This window comes from Paenibacillus nitricinens (assembly GCF_052056485.1).
GTDB classification, from domain to species: Bacteria; Bacillota; Bacilli; order Paenibacillales; family Paenibacillaceae; genus Paenibacillus_AQ; species Paenibacillus_AQ nitricinens.
The window spans coordinates 409,655-431,171 of the sequence record NZ_CP183948.1; the positions used below are offsets into that span (position 1 = coordinate 409,655).

A 21,517-nucleotide genomic window follows, 5' to 3' on the forward strand; every position below is an offset into this window, starting at 1 on the left:
TCTGTGTAACAAAGGTTTATACTGATTTGCTCCGATTTTGGTGTACATAGGCACTTTTTTCTAGGCTCAAGTGTTATAGAAGATATAAAGGGTAAGGAGGTGCTTACATCGCCACAGGATTTGTTAGACCCCAAGGAATTGGAAGAGTGCATAGCTAGTGTGCAAAAAGGCAATACCGACCAATATGCTTTTATTGTCCAAGCTTTTCAAATGCCGATCTATCGCTATTGTTATCGTTTGTTAGAGAACAAGCAGGATGCGGAGGACGCAGTTCAGGATATTTTGGTAAAGGGCTATCAATCTATCCATCAATACAAATTGCAAATGCATTTCTCGGCATGGCTTTATCGTATCGCGTATCATCATTGTTTAAACCTGCTGCGCAGACGCCGTTTGCAAAAGCGGGTCATGAGTATCTTCAAGCCTGATTTTATGTCTGCAAGTCCTGAACAAGAGCTGGATGATCGGTTGTTTAATCCCTCATTGTCAGCCGCATTAACACAGTTATCGCTGGAAGAGAGGAATATGCTTATTTTGCGGGTCTTTGAAGAGAAGACTTATGCAGAGATAGGCGAAATTCTTGGGGTCAGTCCGAATGCACTGACGAAGAGAATGAACCGGATCAAGCGGAAGGTGCAGGAAGCTATAAAATTGGAGGAGGAGATCAAATGGAACGAACCACAATCAGCGATGAATACCAAGATATAATCTATGCCTCGGCCGGCAATGAACTTCTGGGTAAAATCGATGTAGAAGAGAAGGTCATGGGTCGTATCCATGGCATATCCTCTCGAAAGCGGGCTTTTTCGCTGCGGATGATGAATAAAACAACGGCATTTGCCAGTATGTTAGCATTGTTCCTGCTGATCTCTGTGACAGCCTATGCTGCATCGGAATATATCCAGATCCGCAATAGTGAAGGCGTAGTGAAGGTCCAGCATGTTGCCCCGAATGAATTGGCAGGAGTAGCCTCCTATGATAAATATGCGCAGCAAGCCGATACATTTGCTAAACCGGGTGAGCTGATTGCATATTTGATGAACAACAAAGCAGGTGCAGAAGGCATGGCGACACAATTGCAATTTAAGTATAAAGAGCAGCGGATAGGCGTATACTCTGATTTCTTAAAGGAAATCAAACGGACAGAGGCACCGATGCTTCCTGCAATGGCATCAGGGTATGCCTTTAAATATGGGGTTATATACCCTAATTATCCGACAACGGATGCAGATAAGAAAAGTTCTCGATACCAGGAGACATTACAAGATCTTACAGCCCAGGCAAACAAAGAGAAGGGGAGCCATAATATATTTATGAAGGCTATTCCATGGTCGGAACCAGGCTGGATCAGTGCAATTTATTCGAAGAATAATGCTTTTATAGGTATCTCTGCCACGATCATGCATGGCGGGAAAGTGTTCGTGGAGCAAGAACCTGAGAATCAAGCGGATAAGATTGTAGTAGCAGGTACGGAGGTTGTTTATAACAAAGTAGTAAAGAAAGAGGTCAGTTACGACTATCTGAATTGGTATAACGAGAAGCAGGATGCGTATTATACGCTCACTAGCTACGGAGATAAGATTTTGACCAAGGAGCAATTTCTTCAGGTGGCTGGTGAGCTGCTGAAGTAGATTCTTGTAGTTTTGTAGTTGCATGCGCTAAGTTAGTTGTACTATATACAATTAAAGTTAACTAATACCTTTATATAAGCCCTGTAGTTGTATTTAATACAGCTATTGATGCTTAGATTAGTGGAAATAAACGTTTTTGCGATTTTAGTTGTAGAGAATGCAATGAAGGAAGAGGATATGGGAGATCAGAAATAAATAAGTGTACAAAATGCAGTTAGATCATATGCAAGGTAGGAAGCATTGCTGACAGCGCCGGGCTTTCTAACCTAGGGATTCATGATTCACCTTGTACTTATGAAATAATTCATCTCAAAATTTGATTCAGATATAAAAGAAGGTATCCCTAATGCGAAGCTTTAGGGATACCTTCTTTATATTCTTAAGTCGAAAGATCCATCAGGGTTAGCCTTCCAGCAGCAGCGCTTCTGGATCTTCCAGCAATTCCTTCACTTTGACAAGGAAGCTAACCGCTTCAGAGCCGTCAACGATCCGGTGATCGTAGGAAAGGGCGATGTACATCATTGGGCGGTTAACAGTTCTTTCTTCGTCCAGCGCGATGGGGCGCAATTGAATCTTATGCATCCCTAGAATACCCACTTGAGGCGTATTCAGAATCGGAGTGGATAACAGGGAACCGAATACACCACCGTTTGTGATGGTGAACGTTCCGCCTTGTAGCTCGGAGAGGCTGAGTGTATTGGCGCGTGCTTTGGAAGCGAGATCGCCAATTTGGCGTTCGATTTCCGGGAAGCTTAGGCGATCCGCGTCACGGACAACCGGAACCACCAGACCTTCCTTAGCTGCAACTGCAATACCGATGTCGTAGAACTTCTTAACGACCAGATCTTCACCGTCGATCTCAGCGTTCAGCAGTGGATAGGTCTTCAGTGCTCCGATCACAGCTTTGGTGAAGAAGGACATGAAGCCTAGTCCAACTTCATGCTTCTCTTTGAACGCATCCTTACGGCGTTTACGGATGTCGAGGATCGCGGTCATATCCACCTCGTTGAAGGTGGTCAGCATGGCTGCAGTTTGCTGCGCTTCAACTAAGCGGCTGGCAATCGTGAGCCGTCTGCGCGACATGCGCTTGCGCTCCACGTGCTTGCCATCGTCCGGCGCGGCTTTGCTCGCTGCCGGCTTCGCTGGCTCCGGCTTGGCTTGCGCCGCCGGAGCTACCGGTGCAGCGGCCTGTGGCGCTGCTGCACCATGGCCCGACACATCGGCCTGACCAATCCGGCCGATAGGATCACGGGCGCTAACATCGCCGAGGTCGATGCCGCGCTCCCGTGCCAGCTTGCGTGCGCCCGGCGATGCCAGTGCAGCGGGGCTTTCGCCACCCGCTACAGCGACTTCGGGCGCTGCTACAGGTGCGGCTGCTGCGCTGCCGCTTGCCGGTGCCGCTTCAGGCGCTTTGCTCTCAGCGGCCTGCGGTGTACTGCCGCTAGCGGCTCCAATGATGCCGATGGCTTCGCCAACGGCTACGTTCTCGCCCGCTTGACGCAGGATGGAGGAGATGACACCCTCCACCTCCGCACTAATTTCCAAATTGACTTTATCCGTCTCTAACTCAGCAAGCACATCACCTTGACCTACCGTGTCGCCTTCTTTAACCAGCCATTTGTAGATGGTTCCTTCGGATATAGATTCTCCCAGATCGGGTACTAAGATTTCTGACACAGGCCGTTACCTCCCCAAACATAATGGTTTACGCTATTGTGATACCATCCTCTTAAGAGGATGGTACAGCTGTTTGTACTTGTGAATTTGCTTTTAGGGCCTCTGAAACAATTCTACGCTGTTCAAAGCTATGAACATCTGCATAACCACTCGCAGGACTGGAACGTTCAGGACGTCCGATATATCTTACGCTAGTGTTGTTCGGTGCGATGGCGCGTAACCGAGGTTCGGTATAACTCCATCCGCCCATATTCTTCGGCTCTTCTTGCACCCAGACAATTTCCTGAAGGGATGTGAAGGAGCTTAAGTGAGCACTCAGTTCAACTTCTGGGAACGGGTAGAGTTGCTCCAAGCGTAGTACATGTAGCCATGACCAATCTTTGTCTGAAGCAGCCTCTAGCTCTGTTTGGATGTCGATAGCTACTTTACCGCTGCAGACTACTAGACGTTTGACCTCACCTGGTTTCTGGCCTAGCAGGGGCTCTGCTAATACAGGCTGGAATTGTCCGGAGGCGAGCTCAGTACCGGCAGATGTGCTGCGCGAATTACGAATGAGACTCTTCGGCGTCATAATCACCAGTGGTTTAGCGTCTTCCTGTCCACATAAAGCAGCTTGGCGCCGCAAGACATGGAAATATTGAGAAGCAGTGGTCAAGTTGGCAACGGTCCAGTTCTCTTCCGCGGATAACTGCAGGAAGCGTTCTAATCTACCACTGGAATGCTCGGGTCCCTGTCCCTCGTAACCATGCGGTAACATGACGACGAGATTGCTGCGCTGTGTCCATTTCGCACGTCCGGCGGCAATGAACTGATCAAATATAACCTGACCTGCATTGGCGAAGTCGCCATATTGTGCTTCCCAGATGACGAAAGTTTCTGGTGCGAACACATTATATCCATACTCAAAACCTAGCACAGAAGCTTCAGATAGCGGACTGTTATATACGCCAAAGGAAGCACGGGAATTACTTAGCTGATGAAGCGGAGAGAATAATTCTCCTGTTTTGCTGTCGTGCAGTACTAGATGGCGGTGTGCAAAGGTGCCGCGCTGTGCATCCTGACCGCTAAGTCGAATTGGCGTTCCATCCTTCAGGATGGTAGCGAAAGCGAGAGACTCGGCGAGTGCCCAGTCGACCTTTTCACCCTCATTCAATGCATCCTTGCGACGCTGCAGAATACGTTCCAGTTTCGGATAGACTTGGAATCCATCAGGTACGGTTAGTAGCTCACGATTAATCTCTTGCAGACTGGAGATCGGTACGGCTGTAGTCCCTGCCGCTGAGCGCTCTGTTTGAAGAGGAACGAAGGCTTTTGGTTCTTTTTTCTTGTGATTGCCTTCCTTCATACTATCGTATGCACGTTGCAATACGCCTTCTGTTTCAATGTGCATCTTTTGTACATCTTCAGCTGTAAGGATTTTCTCACGCTGTAGCCGCTCCGCATACACCTTGTAAACGGTTGGATGATTACGCACCTTGCCGTACACGATAGGTTGTGTAGTTTCAGGATCATCCATTTCGTTATGTCCATGACGACGATAACCGATGAGATCAATAACGAAATCCTTTTTGAATTGATTGCGATATGCGCTAGCTAAACGAACAGCTGATATACAGGCATCGGGATCATCAGCGTTGACATGGATAATTGGAATTTCATATCCTTTTGCGATGTCACTCGCATAATGCGTTGAACGGGAGTCTTCACTTTCTGTCGTAAAGCCGATCCGGTTATTAACAATGATATGGATCGTCCCGCCATTCTGATAACCTTGAAGTTTGCCAATATTAAGTGTTTCTGCAACAATTCCTTCACCTGGAAAAGCAGCGTCGCCATGCATTAGCACCGCTATAGCTTTACTGGTATCAATCTTCGGCAATCCGGCTGTGCTCCGATCTTCTTGAGCAGCACGAGTGAAGCCTTCCACGACAGGATTGACGAATTCCAAGTGACTTGGGTTATTCGCTAGTGTTATTCTTGTGCGTACGGTTTCTCCTTCGCGAACAGCGCGGTCTGCACCGAGATGGTATTTCACATCACCCGTCCAGCCATAGTTAATGCCTGTAGAGCCTTCGGAAGGGAAAAGCTCCTTGTTTGGAGAATGATGAAACTCTGAAAATATAATATCATAAGGTTTGCCCAAAATATGGGCAAGAACGTTGAGGCGACCACGATGCGCCATGCCCATCAGAATATGCTCTGCACCGTCATGCGCAGCAGCGCGTACGATTTCATCGAGCATCGGTACGAGAGCGTCATTGCCTTCCAAGCTGAAACGCTTCTGACCCACAAAGGTTTTGTGGAGGAAGGTTTCGAATTGCTCGACTTGGATCAGGCGGTTTAGCAGCTCTTTACGTTCTGTATTATTTAAAGGCGCTGGTGAGCTTGTGGATTCTGCCTGTCTGTTCAACCATTTCAGTTCTTCTTCTTCATGCACATGCCCGAATTCATAGGCGATCGTCTTGGTGTAAGCCTGACGCATACGCTGAACTGCATCCCATCCGGTATGCACATCATTCGGGGCATTCTCCCAAATGAGCGTGGCAGGTAGTGCGATCAGATCCTCACGAGTCAGCTCATAGGTTTCGAGTTCGAGATATTTAGCCATGGGATTGTGATCACGCTCAAGCGGATCAATATCAGCGGCCATATGGCCATATATACGAATATTAGCGATTAGCTTGGAAGCTCTTACTGCCTTTCTAAGCCATTCGGTGTCTCCCGAAATGCGAGGCTGTGGAGCCGGTTCGCTGTCCGGTGTTAGGGGTGGGGGACCCGAATTTGTAAAAAGCTCGCGATAATTATTCTCTACGGTGGATGGATCTTTCACAAACTGTTCATATCTTTCTTGAATGTAGCCTAAATTGGGTCCGTAATACTTACTCCAAATGGATTCGTTATAGGGCTCTTTGGCTGCCATGAATACATCCTCCTTAACGGATGAACTCCATACGTGACATTTTGTGTCAACGCTTACTGGAGCTGTGATGATTGCGGTTTCATTTCTCATCTTATTGTGCTACTTTCCACACGTGTAATCAATTCATTCTTTCGTCCAATACGTTCGCAAAATGGTATGGGTTAGCTTGTTCTAATGAAAAGAACGCTGTTTCTTCTCATTACCCATTCCTAAGGCCCACTAAAATGATTCTAATATCCTTATTTTTAACTAATAGGGAAGGAAGCATCATTATATTGTCTTAATTAATTTTATGAATAGGACGAGTATCGTGTTAATAGGACAAGATATCACAGAAAAGAGCTTCTATTTTTTGTTTTTTAATGGAAAAACTAATCAGAAATCGACACACTTTTCCACTTTAGTATAGTATAATGTTATTGCAGTTAGCGTTTTTCATCCTTTTTGAAGTAGATCCTTTCGTGTAAAGGGTCCAGTAAAAGGTAAACCTGCCGAAAGACAGGGGCACAAAGTCGCGGGTCTAAGGTAGAAATACTATGACAGCCGGATTGCCTGGGGACGTAAAATCTTAGGAGGAGATTTTTTGGACAAGTCCAACCAGGGAAGCAACAGAGAACAGCAGGTTATTGATGTAGACGTAGAGTGGGTACATTTATTATTAGCAGCTAAGAAGGCTGGCATAAAGGCAGATGAAATTCGTCGATTCTTTCAGGAGAAGACTGTGCAAGCCGTGCAGTAATACATTAGAGCGTTATATACCGAAAAAGGGCATGGCGATAAATCGCTGTGTCCTTTTTCTATAAGTTGTACACGATACATGGTTAGAATATAAAACGCCTAGGCCATCCATGTTAGGAGGGCGAAGGCGTTTATGTTTGATAGTATGAGTAGAAGAGGATCTTATTAGATCAGATGAAGGATTAGTCCTTCTGATCCAGGCGCCATTTCTGGTAGTCCAGAAACTCCTTGAATTCGCGTTTGCTTATGCCTGAGGCCATAGCTTCCTGCACCAATCGGAACCATTCCGAATCTAAAGGCGATTCCTCAGCATCATTAGGCTCTCCATAGAGCAAAGCATGGATGGATACCTGAAGCGCATCGGCGATCTTTTCGATAAACTGGATGGAAGGATTGGATTGGATGTTTCTCTCCACATTGCTAAGATACGATTTAGCAACATCCGCTCTGTCCGCAAGCTCAGATAGGGAGAATCCCTTTTCTAGGCGGAGATGCTGGATACGTTGGCCCATATTTTGTGCCACTATGCTGACGCCCCTCCGTATTTTTTGTTATTAGTATAGCAAATATCGATAAATTCGACAAAGTTTATTGTAAAGAGAAAAGCAGCATCTACTTATCCGCTTTCCGGAATAAGAATCTGCTGCTCTTCGAATGGAAGACTTATTAGATTATCTAGCGACTCCAGCGGATTGCTTAGCAAAGAAATCCCAAGTCAGTGTCAACACATCTTTTTGGAAAATGTTCTGATCTTTACCGTCATCCACAAATTTGAATTGGACGGTGAAGCTATCAGATGTACCTGCTTTAATGCCGGATGCCTCATTACCTATGAACGGTAGCTTTTCTACGAGATCTGGTGTTAAATTTTTCAATTCAGCTAGTGTTGTTTTATAAACAACAATATCTGGGATTAAGTTGCCGCTCTTGTCCTTATTTTGTATGAATTCGACTTGGATGAATTGACCTAAATCAACACCGTTGTTGTTACCACCTACATCATTAACGTCGTACTTTGTTTTAAGAACAATAGATCCGATATCGATGTTACCATCATTATTCAATTTGAAATCTCTCTTGATTGTGTCACCTGGTTTCAATTTATCCAGATTAACGATAACAGAAGGGTCAGAGTTCAAATCGAGTGTACCCGCTGCGAATGTAGAGGTACTTGTTGCAGTGTCACTAAAGTAAGCGAAAGTTCCTCCACCAATCAATGATAAACCCAGTGCTGCAGATGCTACGCCAAGACCCAATGTTTTTTTGATACCCATAATTAAAATTCCTCCTCGGTTTTTGTGGTTTTTTTATAAAATTTATATATTGTAACTTCCGGTTCGTAAGCGGAAGCGGACAATCAACGGATTACTGTATTTCAGTTGGGGGTGGAGAGGTGGGCAGTATAGCAGCATTTTTCTTTTCGAGTGCAGCTACAGCCTTCCATGATGAGTACAGGGCATAGAGCAGGAGCATCAAGCCTGGTACGATCATGAGCACGACACTTCCAGCTTTGGAAACTGCGAAATTCATAGCGTAACCTACGTAAGGTACGGTAACCCCGGTATACTCAGCTACAACATTCGTTGAACTGGTAGGGTTCATATCAGGCGCATCATTGTTATCGCCTTTCGTACGATACATGGCTTCACCAGTAGCGTTGTTCATTGTTGCTTCCACAACACGGTGAGTAATGAGCAGGTTTTCTTCATTTCTAAAGGTGATAACATCGCCTTTTTTGAAGCGATTCATATCTCCTCCGGGTTTTAAAGCGACAATCGATCCGGTGTGAATCCCTGGTTCCATCGAACCTGAGAGTACGGATTTGATCTGGTATCCGAAGAAGGCAGGTTCACCGCCGGAGGCCTTTGATAAAACTACAGCTACCACCAGCAGGATAAAGATGACAAGCATGATGCTCGATAATGTATTGTTGATCATTTTTTTAATCCGCATATTATTCTCCACCTTTGTCTTGTTGAGGGGCCGCAGGAGCTGGTGTTGCTGCCGGTGGGGAAGAGGTTGTATCTTCCGCCTTTGGCGTCTCCTGAGGAACCTTTTGCTGTGGTACATCTTGTGGAATCGTTGGCTCTTCACCAACTCCCGGAACGACTGGGTTAGTGGCTGGGGCTTCAGGTTGTTCTTTATTTATGTTTTCTGGAGCTGCTTCACCTGTCGGTGGAGTCACTTCCGTTTTTGTTTTCTCTTCTGCTTTCGCTTTGTCCTCGGCTTCTTGCTTTTCCTTCTTCTCCAGGGCCAAACGCTCTTCTTCTTTCTTCGCTTGTTCCAGCGCCTCTAATCGGGCTTTCTCAAGGGCTTCCAATTGTTGTTCACGGGCTTGACTGATCAATTGGAGCTGACTCTGAAGATTGCTGATTCCTGAAGTAGCGGATTCTTTAAGGTCATTCATTTCAGTGTTGAGATTCTCATAAGTGGAGGTCAGTTCGCTAGAGATATTGCCGGCCGGCTGACTAAAAGGAATCAGGAAAGGCAACGGCTGCTGAAACGCCTCATTGCGTAACTCGGGTTGTCCATATACATCACTGGTCACTACCGAAGCAAATGGAAGGCCGATGTCGTGTATGGAGTTTAGGTACTGGATAACTCCCTTTAATGAAGCATTTAGAGATTCAGAGATTACCCCACTTTGATTTAGGCTGCTTTGCAGCTCTCTGAAGAATGGTTCATCCTTGATTTCTAGACAGTTTGAATCTAGAGAGGTCATATATCCTCCAATCTGGAATAGGACGGCTGCTGCTGCGTTCAGCTCACCATTGATTTCGTTCCAAATTTGGCTGTTGGTGGCCAGTTGCTCATTCACGCCATTGATTTGAGATTGAAGTGCGGAGATTTGTGTGGAAATCTCTTGCGCTGCGACATCAAGCTCATCCAGCGTCATGCCTTCTATTCCCGAAACGTCTGAGAGACTGCCTGAAGGGGTATAGCTTTGCAGAGATCCTTTTAAAGCAGTAGCTCTTTCGATATGATCTTTGAGTTCTGTTAGAAGCCCCTTGATCGAGTTTGGAAATACTTCGCAAAAGCTAATGGTGCTAGTGGTTTGCGCAGTAGCTCCAAAACCACCATAGGTACTACCCACTTGCTGCGAGGTAGTCAGAAACAAGACGGAGACAGCCATTCCTGATTGCAGAACACGTAATCCGATTTGCTTCTTTCGTTTAGGCCTTCTTTTTGCTGATCTGGGTCTCAGAGGAATACCTCCCCTCAATGTCTTGAGTTTCTTTGGTTCGTTATTATTGTTCTTTATTAAGAACAACTTCTGTAATGAATAATACATGGAATAATTTGAAAAGAAAACTGTCAATAAGTCTCATTTGTGCTCTATAAAGAACGATAATGTTAATTTATCTCTATTTATCTCGGTTTATCGCTTGATATCTATTTTTATTCGCAATAAAGAACGATATAAGAGGCGACTGTATTAAAAATAGCCTAATCGCGCGTGAAGCACGATTAGGCTATTAAGAATTCTTGCGAGTTTTAATTGTGGGTTCAGTTAGGGAAGACGAGTACCACGTGAACTAACATATAGGTCATACCATTCTTTTCGAGTAAGCTCCAGCTTGTCCGCATCGGCGCAGGCAGCGATGCGCTGCGGATTCACAGTCCCAATCACAGGCTGAATAGCTGCCGGATGTGTCATTAGCCAGGATAGCACTATGGCTTCGGGTGTTGTTCCTTTTTTATCTGCAATTTGTTTAACCATGGCGGCTGTCTGGACGATATTCTCTGGCTGATCCTCTAATGAACGTCCGCTAAATATGCCTTGTGCGAGTGGGCCCCAAGCTTGAAGCTGAATGTTCTCCATTCGGCAATGTTCAAGGGTTCCTTCGGGAAAGGTAATATCCTTCCAAGGCTCACGGTTTACACTGATTCCAGCATCGACCCAGCTGAGCTTGGCTAGGCTCATGTGTAGCTGGTTTACGATAAAAGGTTCATCGCAATAGGCTTGCAGCATTTTGATCTGCGCTGCACTCATATTGGAGACGCCGAAATGACGAACCTTACCAGCTGTCTTCAATTGATGTAATGCGGAGGCCACTTCCTCCGGATCCATTAAAGGATCAGGTCGATGCAGCAGCAGAATATCAATATATTCCGTTCCTAGTCGTGATAATATTCCATCCACACTGCTTAGAATATGCTGGCTTGAGAAATCAAAGACATTAGAACTGTCTCCAGGCTCCATTAGCTTAATACCGCATTTTGATTGGATAATGATTTCTTCGCGGAGTCCTGGGCGTTCTTTAAAGATCTGACCGAATACCTTCTCGGCTTTACCACGGGTATAAATATCTGCGTGATCAAACATATTGATACCAATAGATCGTGCAGCGTCGACGGCTGCATGTCCTTGCTTAACATTCTCGGTGGTGATCGGTTCATGATCCCAGCCCCCACCAAATCCCATACAACCTAGAGCAATACGGCTGGCTGGTATACCGCGCTTGTTTAAAGGCAGCGTTCTCAACAATGTGATTCCTCCTAGGGAAATATGATTGCGTACACGTACATATTGTACACGCTTAGATTCTAGTATGGTATTTATTGTCTCTGGAAAAGTAAAAAAAGAGTAGAGGCCCTAAGGACTCTACTCTGTATTAAGTGGTGTTCCAATGTCATTCAACTTGCGTGCTACAACATCATCATAGAGACGTTGCAGCCATTTTAGTTCAATAAGGGTGTGTTCATAGGTGCCGTACATGAGATGAAGGGCGGAACGAGGAACAATAGGAATATGTTCTTCATATACCTGATAAGCCAGATTCACCTGATGTTCGGTTTCCCGAATACGTTCTTCGAGCAGCTTCTCCACCTTGTTTTGATCAACATGACGGGACATGGCTAGAGCCATATACATCGGATGATAGAAGGGCTCGTTCTTTTTAATTTGCTGTAGAATTAACTGCTCGAATAAATTTTTACCTTGCTCAGTAATACCGTAAATGGTTTTGTCTGGGCGATCACTGCTGCTAATCACTTCTAAAGCTTCGATATAACCATCTTGTGCAAGTTTATCGACAGCGTAGTAGAGAGACCCAAGCTGGAGCTTTGTAATCCGGTCCATGGAGCGCTCTTTCATGACTAGTGTAATTTCATAGGGATGCATATTTCGTTCAAGCAATAGTCCGAGAATAGCCAATTTCATCGACATATAATTACCTTTTACCCTCGGACGCCTGAGCAGTTTTACTCGGGATGGTGAGGCGGTCTTTCGGCATCAGCAGCACAAAGACTAAACCAAGGACGGCAGGAATCATGGCCCACATAAAGGTATGTGCGATTGAAGAGGACAGTGCACTAGATATTTTCTCCAAAATTTCAGGTGGAATCTTGGCTCTTGCTTCAGGTGTCAGGGCTGCCCGTGGATCGCCGAAGGCTGCTGACTGCTCACTTCCGCCAAAAGCTTCGCTAATGCTGCTAGTGAAGTTGTTACGCTGAATAATACCGAAGATCGTAATCCCCAGCGTCATCCCAAGCGAGCGCATAAAGGTACTTGTTGAAGTTGCCGAACCGCGTTGGCGCATATCGAAATTATGGATAGCCGCCATGCTTAGCACGGAGAAGGAGAAGCCCACGCCGAATCCAGTTAAGGCCATGAATACATTAAGCATGAGACGGGAGGTATCTGGTGATAAAGTGCTTAGACTGTAGACACCTGCTACAAAACAGACAGCGGATAGGATCATAATGTTGCGGAAGCTGGTTTTGGTTGTAAGTAGCCCACCGGTCTGACTGCCCACGACCGTACCGATCATCATCGGCATGAGGATCAGTCCAGAGTTCGTAGCGGAGCCGCCAAATACGCCCTGTACAAAGATAGGAATGTAGATGGTGGCTACGATAAAGGCAGAGCCATAGAACAAGGCTGTCACACTGCTTGTTGCAAACAACCGTTTACTGAACATCGCGAACGAGATAACAGGTTCAGCCGCCACTCTCTCAATGAGGATGAATGCCAGCAAGAGTACAGCGAAGCCGGCGAATAAGCCGAGAATGACACTGGAATCCCAAGCGTATTGATTGCCTCCCAGTTCTAGCGCAAACATTAGGCAGATAATGGCGCCGACGAGAGTGAAGGCTCCGCCCCAGTCGATGCGCTGTTTAGCGTGAGAGATCGATTCTTTGTACGAAGTTGCGATCAGAAACAGTGCAATAACTCCGAGCGGCAGGTTAATGTAGAATACCCATTGCCAGCCTACATAGTCGGTAATATATGCACCTAATAATGGTCCGAGTACACTGGAGATTCCGAAGACGGCACCGAATAGGCCAGTCAGCTTTCCTCTTTTTTCAGGCGGGTAAATGTCGAAAACGATAGTGAAGGCGATAGGCATTAGTGCACCGCCGCCGATCCCTTGAATAGCCCGGTAAATACTGAGTTGTGTAATACTGGTTGCAGTACCGCACAGTGCTGAGCCAATCAGGAATACAATCAGTCCGAACATGAAGAAACGTTTACGTCCATACATATCCGAGAGCTTGCCGAAGATTGGGGTCCCAGCCATTACCATGACCATATAGGCCGAAGTGACCCATACGATTTTGTCCAGACCGCCAAGGTCGGAAACAATGGTTCCCATAGCTGAAGCTACAATGGTATTGTCCATCGCGGACATCAGAATACCGAGCAGCAGGCCGATAACTACGAGTTTAAGATTACTTTCTTTAGTATGCATGCTTCGCAGGCTCCTTTTTCTAATAGTGATAAATCCGTTCAAAAAATGTTCATAGGTTAGAAGCAAAATTTATTATATTCAAATTTGAATAGGGTAGCAATAGTTTTTTTAAAATATAAGAAGTATAAGTTTCACACCATACTATATGTCTTATATTTCTGCTTAAACGCTAACCGTCCTTATATACCGAAGGCGTTTATGCTTGAAAAAATGGGATTTAGGGGATAGGAAATAAAGAACATCTCTTGACATACCCTACGGGGGTATATTATATTATTGGCAAGGAGGCTGATCCTTATGTTTACTAGTAAGCAAGAACAAACTGAGAAATCCTGTGAAGCTGACTGTCATTCTTCAGTATCTGGAGAACGAATGAGTCATCATTCGACAGATTTCAAAAATGGTTTGAATACTCGCCTCAACCGGATTGAAGGCCAGATCCGCGGGATAAAGGGTATGATAGAGCGGGATACTTATTGTGACGATGTGCTCAATCAGCTCGCAGCGGTTCAAGCGGCACTAAACGGTGTTGGTAAGATGCTGCTGGAAGGGCATATGAAGAGTTGTATTGTTGAACGAATCGAAGCCGGTGAACATGAGGTTATCGATGAGCTGCTAATCACGGTTAACAAATTAATGAAATAATAAGCTAATGCTTCTTAAGCATAGCTTCATAACATTTACTGGAGGTAATAATAATGTCGAACGCTACATTAAATGTCGAAGGAATGTCTTGTGGTCACTGTGTCAACTCTGTAGAGAAGGCTGTAGGTAATCTTGGAGCTACTGCTAAAGTTGATCTTGCAGCTAAAAAAGTTTCCGTTGAGTATGATGAGAACAAGGTGAGCCTTGGAGCTATTAAAGAAGCTATTGAAGAGCAAGGGTATGATGTAGTTTAATTTGAAGCACAGTAATAAGGCTTGGAGCTGTTATGGGGATGCCATAAGCTCCAATGCCTTTTCTTTTTATAGAAATTATCATACTCTATAGGGGTATGAGGAGGCTTTGGAATCATGGATAAGTTAAAAATAACAGCTTCACCCAATGAACAGCAAGCGACCGTACAGATTACAGGCATGACCTGTTCTGCTTGTGCAGCTCGAATTGAGAAAGGTTTGTCCCGGATGGAGGGTGTTTCTCGCGCAAATGTAAATTTGGCCTTGGAACAAGCCACTGTCGGATTTGATCCTTCTGTATCAGGGTTACCACAAATTGAAGATAAAATCCGCGCTCTTGGTTATGATACCGTCAAAGAGACCGCGGATTTTGATATATCAGGCATGACCTGCGCTGCATGCTCGGCGCGGATCGAAAAAGTGTTGAGTCGTACGCCGGGGATCGCAGCAGTGAATGTGAATTTAGCGCTGGAAACGGCACATGTAGAATATACTCCCGGTAATATTAGTCCAAGAGAGATCATGGAGAAGGTAAGCAATATCGGATATAAAGCTACACTTAAAGAAGACCGCAAGGATCATGTGGACCGTCGTGTACAGGAAATTCAGCATAAGAAGTGGAAGTGGATCATTTCTGCTATTCTTTCTTTCCCGTTGTTATGGGCGATGGCAGGTCATTTCTCATTCACAAGCTGGATTCCAACACCGGAGATATTTATGAATCCTTGGTTTCAGCTTGTTCTGGCGACCCCCGTACAGTTTATCATCGGCTGGCAGTTCTACGTAGGCGCGTATAAAGCACTTCGTAACGGGAGTGCCAATATGGATGTGTTGGTCGTACTGGGGACATCAGCAGCGTATTTCTACAGTCTTTATCTGACGATTGATTCATTAAGTATGAAGGGAATGAATCATACCACTCAAATGTATTATGAGACGAGTGCTGTACTCATCACGCTCATCCTCGTGGGTAAATGGTTCGAGGCGCTAGCCAAAGGACGTTCCTCTGACGCCATTAAGAGCTTAATGGGGCTTCAGGCAAAGACGGCTCTCGTGATCCGTGATGGCAAAGAAATGAATATCTCGACAGATGAAGTGATTCCCGGCGATATTGTATTGGTGAAGCCCGGAACAAAGGTGCCGGTGGATGGCGAGGTAGTAGAGGGTTCCTCTTCTGTGGACGAGTCTATGTTGACCGGAGAAAGTATTCCTGTAGAGAAAAAAACCGGAGATACCGTTATCGGTGCTACATTAAATAAGAATGGGATCTTAAGAATCAAAGCTAACAAAGTAGGAAGAGACACTGCACTCGCTCAAATCATTAGAGTAGTGGAGGAGGCCCAAGGCTCCAAAGCGCCTATCCAGCGGATCGCGGATGTCATCTCAGGTATTTTTGTACCGATTGTTGCAGGCATTGCGATGATCACTTTCTTGGTCTGGTACTTCTGGGCAGCACCTGGTCAATTTGCCGATGCCCTTGAAAAAGCTATTGCGGTGCTCGTAATCGCTTGTCCATGTGCGTTAGGTCTTGCAACGCCGACCTCCATTATGGCGGGATCGGGCCGCGCTGCGGAGCTTGGTATCCTGTTCAAGGGTGGTGAGCATTTAGAAGGCGCACAAGGGGTTAAGATCGTTGTTTTGGATAAGACAGGTACGGTTACAAATGGTAAGCCCGTGCTGACTGATATCGTGACTACCACTGGAATTGCCGCTTATGGTAAAGAAAGCGCCGAGAATCGTTTATTAGCTTTAACTGCGGCAGCCGAGAAATTATCAGAACATCCGCTTGCGGAAGCCATCGTAGCAGGAGCTGCTGACAGAGAATTGATCTTACCCGCCGCTGAACAGTTTGATAATGTACCTGGACGGGGAATTATGGCTGTTGTCTCCGATCAACAAGTTAGGGTGGGTACACGGCGTATGATGGAAGATCATCAATTGGACATCACAGAGTGGACCCCAGTCATGAAGAGACTGGAAGAGGCAGGAAAGACAGCTATGCTTGTAGCGGTGGGCGATGAGATTGCCGGGATTGTCGCTGTTGCCGATACGATTAAACCAACCTCAAAAGCAGCTGTAGCTGCGCTTCATGCGATGGGCATAGAGGTCATTATGATTACAGGTGACAATAAAATCACCGCAGAAGCTATTGCGAAGCAAGCAGGTATTCGAAAAGTGTTAGCAGAGATTCTGCCGGAAGGCAAAGCGGAGGAAGTTCGTAAGCTGCAGCGGAATGGGACAAAGGTAGCTATGGTTGGAGATGGCATCAATGATGCTCCTGCACTGGCTACTGCAGATACGGGCATGGCGATCGGTACAGGTACGGATGTAGCAATGGAGGCTGCAGATATTACACTGATGCGGGGAGATCTGAAGAGCATACCCGATGCCATTATGATGAGCCGTAAAACGATGAGTAATATTAAGCAGAATTTGTTCTGGGCACTTGCATACAATACAATAGGTATACCGATTGCTGCACTCGGATTTCTAGCTCCATGGCTAGCTGGAGCTGCGATGGCATTCAGTTCTGTGTCCGTCGTTTTGAATGCACTTCGTTTGCAGCGGGTAAAGCTGTAAGAGAAACCTAACTATGTAAGGAGTGGCCGCTGTGCAAGAAAACAACGAGACAATATCTCTATTAATGAACCATGCATCTGTCCGCAAGTATCAGGATAAGCCAGTAAGTGAAGAGCAGCTTGCAGCTATTATTGAAGCAGGCCAAATGGCTTCGACTTCCAGCAGTGTACAAGCCTATAGTGTCATTGCAGTGACTGACCCGGCACTAAAAGCAGAGCTTGCCGGATTAGCGGGTAATCAGGCTTATATCGAACAATGCCCAGTCTTTTTGGTCTGGTGCGCGGATTTATATCGGCTGCGTGAGGTCACAAAACCTCATTTACAGGGAGAGACATCGTATGAAGATTCTGCGGAGAACCTTATTGTAGCTACCGTTGATGTTGCGCTTGCTGCTCAGAATGCTGCTGTAGCTGCGGAATCACTCGGGCTCGGGATTGTTTATATCGGCGGAATCCGTAACCGGATCGGGGAGGTTTCTGATTTGCTTGGACTGCCTGAGCTGGTTTACCCGGTATTTGGAATGTGTGTGGGCTATCCTGATGGAGCTACAAGCCTGCGTCCGCGTCTGCCATTAGAGGCTGTTTTACATCGCAATCGCTACAATGCCGAAACGACAGTGGAGCAGGTCAAGACTTACGATAAAATCTCTTCAGACTATATGCGTGAGCGGACTCATGGTGCCAAGGATACACCTTGGTCTGTGATTATGGCAGAACGGTTGGCACAGCCAGTGCGAATGCATATGAAGGAATTCCTTCTCGGAAAAGGATTTTTCAAGAGGTAGTCTAGTATTTCGCTTAAAGAGGCTGCCCTATTCGTAGTTAAAACTATGGATAGGACAACCTCTTTTTTTTTGTGAAGGTGACAGTTGTCATCTTAAAGAAATGACAGTCCATACTAATGTATGGTCTCCTTTTTCCATATGATAGAAATAGATCAAACGCATTCGGAATCGGAGGGGTTACGAAATGGACAATGTTATTGAGATGAATGGAGTTAGCAAATTATATAAGGATAAGAAAGCAGTAGATAATATCAGCTTCAACATTGCCAAGGGTTCGATTACAGCTATTCTTGGACCAAACGGAGCAGGCAAAACAACAGCATTGGGAATGTTATTGGGGCTATTAGAACCCACTGAAGGTACAGTGAAAATATTTGGACAACATCCAAAAGATAAAATCGTACGTGAAAAGACCGGCGCGATGCTGCAAGAGGTAAGTGTGATGGATCGGCTGAAGGTTCGGGAGATCATTGCTCTGATCCGTAGCTATTATCCACAGCCGATGGATATGGAGTTTCTAATTAAAGCTACAGGGCTTGCGCCAGCGGATCTGAATAGATACGCTGAGAAGCTCTCGGGCGGTCAAAAACGTAGTCTAGGCTTCGCGCTGGCCCTGGCAGGTGACCCAGAGCTGATCTTTTTCGACGAACCTACGGTTGGACTTGATATTACTTCCCGGCGGCGTTTCTGGGATACGGTTCGTGGACTTGCGGAGCAGGGTAAGACGATAGTGTTCACGACACATTACTTACAGGAAGCTGAAGATATTGCGGATCGTATTCTGTTGTTTAGCAAAGGCCATTTAGTTGCAGACGGAAGTCCAGATGAGATTAAATCGCGGATTGTAAAGCGTTCGGTGTCCTTTTTGCCAATAGGTGATCGATCTAAATTACGCAGGAGCCTGCTGGAACTAACCGCTATTGAAGATTGTTATGAAAAGGAAGGTCGAATTCATGTGACGACAGACGATACGGATGAAGCGCTGCGAGCGATTTTTGTTAATGGACTTCCCGTGAAGGATGTTCGGATCGATCAGGGACGTTTGGATGATGCTTTTGAACAACTGACCATGAACCAAGAGGAGGCTATCTAAAGATGAGATTAATTACTGTACAGTGTAAAGCCGAGATGCTGCGGATCATCCGTAATCCTTATTACGTGTTCTGGTCCTTGCTCATGCCCATTATGTTCTACTTCATCTTCACCCGCGTGGTTAATACAGGTAACGATGACCCGACTTGGCGCGCTCACTACTTAATGTCGATGGCAACCTTTAGTGTAATGGGCTCAGCGATTATGACGCTTGGCATCCGTTTAGTACAAGAGCGAACACAAGGCTGGACCACCTTTATTCGGATTACCCCGCTACCGGGTTCTGTTTATTTCTTCGGAAAAATGTTCGGGCAAACGATGATGCATCTGTTTTCGGTCATTTGTATTTTTATCGCAGGATATTTAATCAACAGTGTCTCCTTATCTGCGGGTCAATGGGTGCTTAGCGGGCTGTGGATTCTGATCGGTTCCCTTCCATTTTTGGCGATTGGTACGCTTGTGGGTGCTATGAAACGGGTGGATACAGCTAGTGGAGTCAGCAACGTGATTTATATGGCGCTTGCTGTAGCGGGGGGCATGTGGATGCCGATTGAGATTTTGCCGCAATTAATGCAGAAGATTGGTCATTGGTTACCTTCCTACAACTATGGAAATGGGGCATGGGAGATTGTGCGTGGCTCAGCTCCGCATTGGAGTAATGTCTTGATTTTGCTCGGGTATTTGGTAGTTTTTATGTTACTATCGGTTTATATCCGAAAAAAACAGGAAGCGGTGTGAATGAATGGCTGAGCGTGCGCAGTTCCGGTTATTTCCACAAAAACAAGGGTTTTTCCCTTATGTATGGGCTGTTTATCTGGTTTTGCCCATCCTGAATTTGCGTGGGGAGACTGGATTGAAGCTCATTCTAGGCGGGTTGATGATAGCGGTGTTTGCCATCAGCTATCGCCAGCTGTATTGGGTTCGGGGTGGAGTCTTTAATGTCTGGCTAATGATTCAAATGGTGATCATCGTGGTGCTTAGTTTGTTTTATACGCCCTTTAATCTTTACATGGGCTTTTTCACCGCAAATTTTATAGCTTACTATACGGAGAATAAAGGGTTCAAAATTGCATTTACTTCTTTTGTGGTCATGGTACTTTCTGTGCTGGTCTTAGTGGGTCGTGAGATGGAGTGGGGAAGCATGATATTTTTAGCTCCATTTATCATTATTATGTTGATTAGCCCATTCGGAGTGAGATCCATGAATCGGAATCAGAAGCTGGAGAAAGAGCTGGATCAAGCCAATGAGGTGATTAAAGAGCTGGTGAAGCGTGAGGAACGGATGCGAATCGCTCGTGATTTACATGATACGCTCGGGCATACGTTGTCCTTGATTACATTAAAAAGCCAACTCGTAGAGAAGCTGGTGACCAAAAATACGGAGCGAGCCCAAGAGGAGGCGCGGGAAATTCAGCGTACTTCGCGGGCTGCGCTCCGTCAGGTGCGTGAGCTAGTGTCGGAAATGCGTGCGATCTCAGTAGCAGAAGAACTGGCAGAAACCGGGGAAATGCTGCGCACGGCGGAGATTGCCTTGGAAGTGGAAGGGGATATCTCGCTAGAGGGAGTATCCGATCTGACGCAAAATATTCTCAGCCTTTGCATCAAAGAAGCGGTGACTAACATTGTGAAGCATAGTAGAGCAGATAAATGCTTTATCGGGGTGGAAAAGACCGCCGGAAAAGTTCGAGTTACCGTTAAAGATAACGGAATTGGCCTCCAGAACGGTGAGAGATGTAATGGTGAGCTTAGTGATGGAAATGGTATGAAGGGGATGGCGGAACGACTATCCCTGATTGATGGCTCTCTATCGCTAAGCTCAGAAGAAGGTCAGGGAACTACGCTGATCGTTATGATCCCTCTAATCGTTAAGGAAGCAACAGGAGGTGAGAGTACATGATAACCATCGTTATAGCGGAGGATCAACGTCTGCTTCGGGGAGCGATGGCATCCCTGCTGGATCTTGAGGATGATATCGAAGTCGTCGGAGAGGCCTGTGATGGAGCTGAGGCGTTAGCTTTAATCGACAGGCTTCAGCCGGACGTATGTCTCATGGATATTGAAATGCCGTTCAAGAGCGGGCTGGAGGTTGCAGAAATATTGCGGAGTAAAGGCTGTCCGACTCGAATTATCATCTTGACTACCTTTGCCCGTCCGGGCTATTTCGAGCGTGGAGTGAAGGCTGGTATACAAGGGTATTTGTTGAAGGACGAGCCTGTAGATAAGCTGGCCGAATCTATTCGACGTGTCATGGCTGGACATCGGGAGGTATCCCCCGAGTTAGTTTTTGGTAGCTTGCGGGAAGAAAATCCACTAACAGCACGGGAGCGAGAGATTTTAAAGCTGGCTGGTGAAGGGCAAACGGCGGCGGAAATCGCGTTTTCGCTACACCTTTCTTATGGAACTGTTCGCAATTATATTTCTGAAATACTCAATAAGCTGGAAGTGAAAAGTCGAATTGAGGCGGTACGACTGGCAGAGGAAAAAGGTTGGATTTGAGGGGAGCA

General features: G+C 45.9%; 20 protein-coding genes and 1 riboswitch. Of the genes, 11 read left to right on the plus strand and 9 right to left on the minus strand.

The window, feature by feature from the left end; translation table 11 throughout:
• Positions 1–99 precede the first annotated feature (99 nt).
• Positions 100–708, plus strand: coding sequence for an RNA polymerase sigma factor (locus tag ACN6KS_RS01825; protein ID WP_094876722.1), 609 nt, complete (start codon positions 100–102; stop codon positions 706–708).
• Positions 669–1,631, plus strand: a complete 963-nt coding sequence (locus tag ACN6KS_RS01830; RefSeq protein WP_440961206.1) for a hypothetical protein — start codon at positions 669–671, stop codon at positions 1,629–1,631. Before ACN6KS_RS01825 ends, ACN6KS_RS01830 begins: the two co-directional genes overlap by 40 nt.
• A 402-nt stretch (positions 1,632–2,033) precedes the next feature.
• Here ACN6KS_RS01830 and odhB read toward each other — a convergent pair whose 3' ends face one another.
• Together odhB and ACN6KS_RS01840 are read right to left on the minus strand one after the other, a co-directional pair.
• Complete coding sequence (gene odhB, locus ACN6KS_RS01835; protein ID WP_094869654.1) at positions 2,034–3,308, minus strand: 2-oxoglutarate dehydrogenase complex dihydrolipoyllysine-residue succinyltransferase; 1,275 nt, start codon at positions 3,306–3,308, stop codon at positions 2,034–2,036.
• Between the two features lie 52 nt (positions 3,309–3,360).
• Positions 3,361–6,228, minus strand: coding sequence for a 2-oxoglutarate dehydrogenase E1 component (locus ACN6KS_RS01840; RefSeq protein WP_440961207.1), 2,868 nt, complete (start codon positions 6,226–6,228; stop codon positions 3,361–3,363).
• Between the two features lie 471 nt (positions 6,229–6,699).
• Positions 6,700–6,784: riboswitch (cyclic di-GMP riboswitch) on the plus strand.
• Positions 6,785–6,811: 27 nt separating this feature from the next.
• On the opposite strand from ACN6KS_RS01840, the gene ACN6KS_RS01845 reads away from it, so the two are divergent.
• The gene (locus tag ACN6KS_RS01845; protein ID WP_143812120.1) at positions 6,812–6,967 is read left to right on the plus strand and encodes an anti-repressor SinI family protein; all 156 of its coding nucleotides are present in this window, start codon (positions 6,812–6,814) and stop codon (positions 6,965–6,967) included.
• Between the two features lie 181 nt (positions 6,968–7,148).
• On the opposite strand, the gene ACN6KS_RS01850 is transcribed toward ACN6KS_RS01845, so the two are convergent.
• From ACN6KS_RS01850 to ACN6KS_RS01880, 7 genes are all read right to left on the minus strand, one after another.
• Positions 7,149–7,478 (minus strand): helix-turn-helix domain-containing protein, encoded by a 330-nt coding sequence (locus ACN6KS_RS01850; protein WP_256989782.1) that lies wholly within the window; start codon positions 7,476–7,478, stop codon positions 7,149–7,151.
• A 159-nt stretch (positions 7,479–7,637) separates the two neighbouring features.
• Positions 7,638–8,240, minus strand: a complete 603-nt coding sequence (locus ACN6KS_RS01855; protein ID WP_440961208.1) for a TasA family protein — start codon at positions 8,238–8,240, stop codon at positions 7,638–7,640.
• A 91-nt stretch (positions 8,241–8,331) separates the two neighbouring features.
• Positions 8,332–8,919, minus strand: a complete 588-nt coding sequence (gene sipW, locus ACN6KS_RS01860) for a signal peptidase I SipW (protein WP_094869658.1) — start codon at positions 8,917–8,919, stop codon at positions 8,332–8,334.
• Position 8,920: 1 nt separating this feature from the next.
• Entirely contained in the window at positions 8,921–10,189 is a 1,269-nt protein-coding gene (locus tag ACN6KS_RS01865; protein WP_179281564.1) for a hypothetical protein, read from the minus strand.
• Between the two features lie 288 nt (positions 10,190–10,477).
• Positions 10,478–11,455 (minus strand): aldo/keto reductase, encoded by a 978-nt coding sequence (locus ACN6KS_RS01870; protein ID WP_256990484.1) that lies wholly within the window; start codon positions 11,453–11,455, stop codon positions 10,478–10,480.
• A 117-nt stretch (positions 11,456–11,572) separates the two neighbouring features.
• Positions 11,573–12,136, minus strand: a complete 564-nt coding sequence (locus tag ACN6KS_RS01875) for a PadR family transcriptional regulator (protein ID WP_042184294.1) — start codon at positions 12,134–12,136, stop codon at positions 11,573–11,575.
• 4 nt (positions 12,137–12,140) lie between these two features.
• Complete coding sequence (locus tag ACN6KS_RS01880) at positions 12,141–13,661, minus strand: MDR family MFS transporter (protein ID WP_094869660.1); 1,521 nt, start codon at positions 13,659–13,661, stop codon at positions 12,141–12,143.
• A gap of 372 nt (positions 13,662–14,033) precedes the next feature.
• On the opposite strand from ACN6KS_RS01880, the gene ACN6KS_RS01885 reads away from it, so the two are divergent.
• From ACN6KS_RS01885 to ACN6KS_RS01920, 8 genes are all read left to right on the plus strand, one after another.
• A complete protein-coding gene (locus tag ACN6KS_RS01885; RefSeq protein ID WP_256989783.1) occupies positions 14,034–14,306 on the plus strand; it encodes a metal-sensitive transcriptional regulator in 273 nt (90 codons plus the stop codon).
• 53 nt (positions 14,307–14,359) lie between these two features.
• Positions 14,360–14,560, plus strand: a complete 201-nt coding sequence (copZ, locus tag ACN6KS_RS01890; RefSeq protein WP_042184300.1) for a copper chaperone CopZ — start codon at positions 14,360–14,362, stop codon at positions 14,558–14,560.
• A 114-nt stretch (positions 14,561–14,674) separates the two neighbouring features.
• Positions 14,675–17,137, plus strand: a complete 2,463-nt coding sequence (locus ACN6KS_RS01895; protein ID WP_440961209.1) for a heavy metal translocating P-type ATPase — start codon at positions 14,675–14,677, stop codon at positions 17,135–17,137.
• Positions 17,138–17,168: 31 nt separating this feature from the next.
• Positions 17,169–17,921, plus strand: a complete 753-nt coding sequence (nfsA, locus tag ACN6KS_RS01900) for an oxygen-insensitive NADPH nitroreductase (protein WP_440961210.1) — start codon at positions 17,169–17,171, stop codon at positions 17,919–17,921.
• A gap of 184 nt (positions 17,922–18,105) precedes the next feature.
• The gene (locus ACN6KS_RS01905; RefSeq protein ID WP_094876713.1) at positions 18,106–19,014 is read left to right on the plus strand and encodes an ABC transporter ATP-binding protein; all 909 of its coding nucleotides are present in this window, start codon (positions 18,106–18,108) and stop codon (positions 19,012–19,014) included.
• 2 nt (positions 19,015–19,016) lie between these two features.
• The gene (locus tag ACN6KS_RS01910) at positions 19,017–19,751 is read left to right on the plus strand and encodes an ABC transporter permease (RefSeq protein WP_094869711.1); all 735 of its coding nucleotides are present in this window, start codon (positions 19,017–19,019) and stop codon (positions 19,749–19,751) included.
• Positions 19,752–19,755: 4 nt separating this feature from the next.
• Positions 19,756–20,910, plus strand: a complete 1,155-nt coding sequence (locus ACN6KS_RS01915; protein ID WP_440961211.1) for a sensor histidine kinase — start codon at positions 19,756–19,758, stop codon at positions 20,908–20,910.
• Positions 20,907–21,509, plus strand: coding sequence for a response regulator transcription factor (locus tag ACN6KS_RS01920; protein ID WP_042184310.1), 603 nt, complete (start codon positions 20,907–20,909; stop codon positions 21,507–21,509). The genes ACN6KS_RS01915 and ACN6KS_RS01920 overlap by 4 nt, the downstream gene beginning before the upstream one ends.
• Positions 21,510–21,517 lie beyond the last annotated feature (8 nt).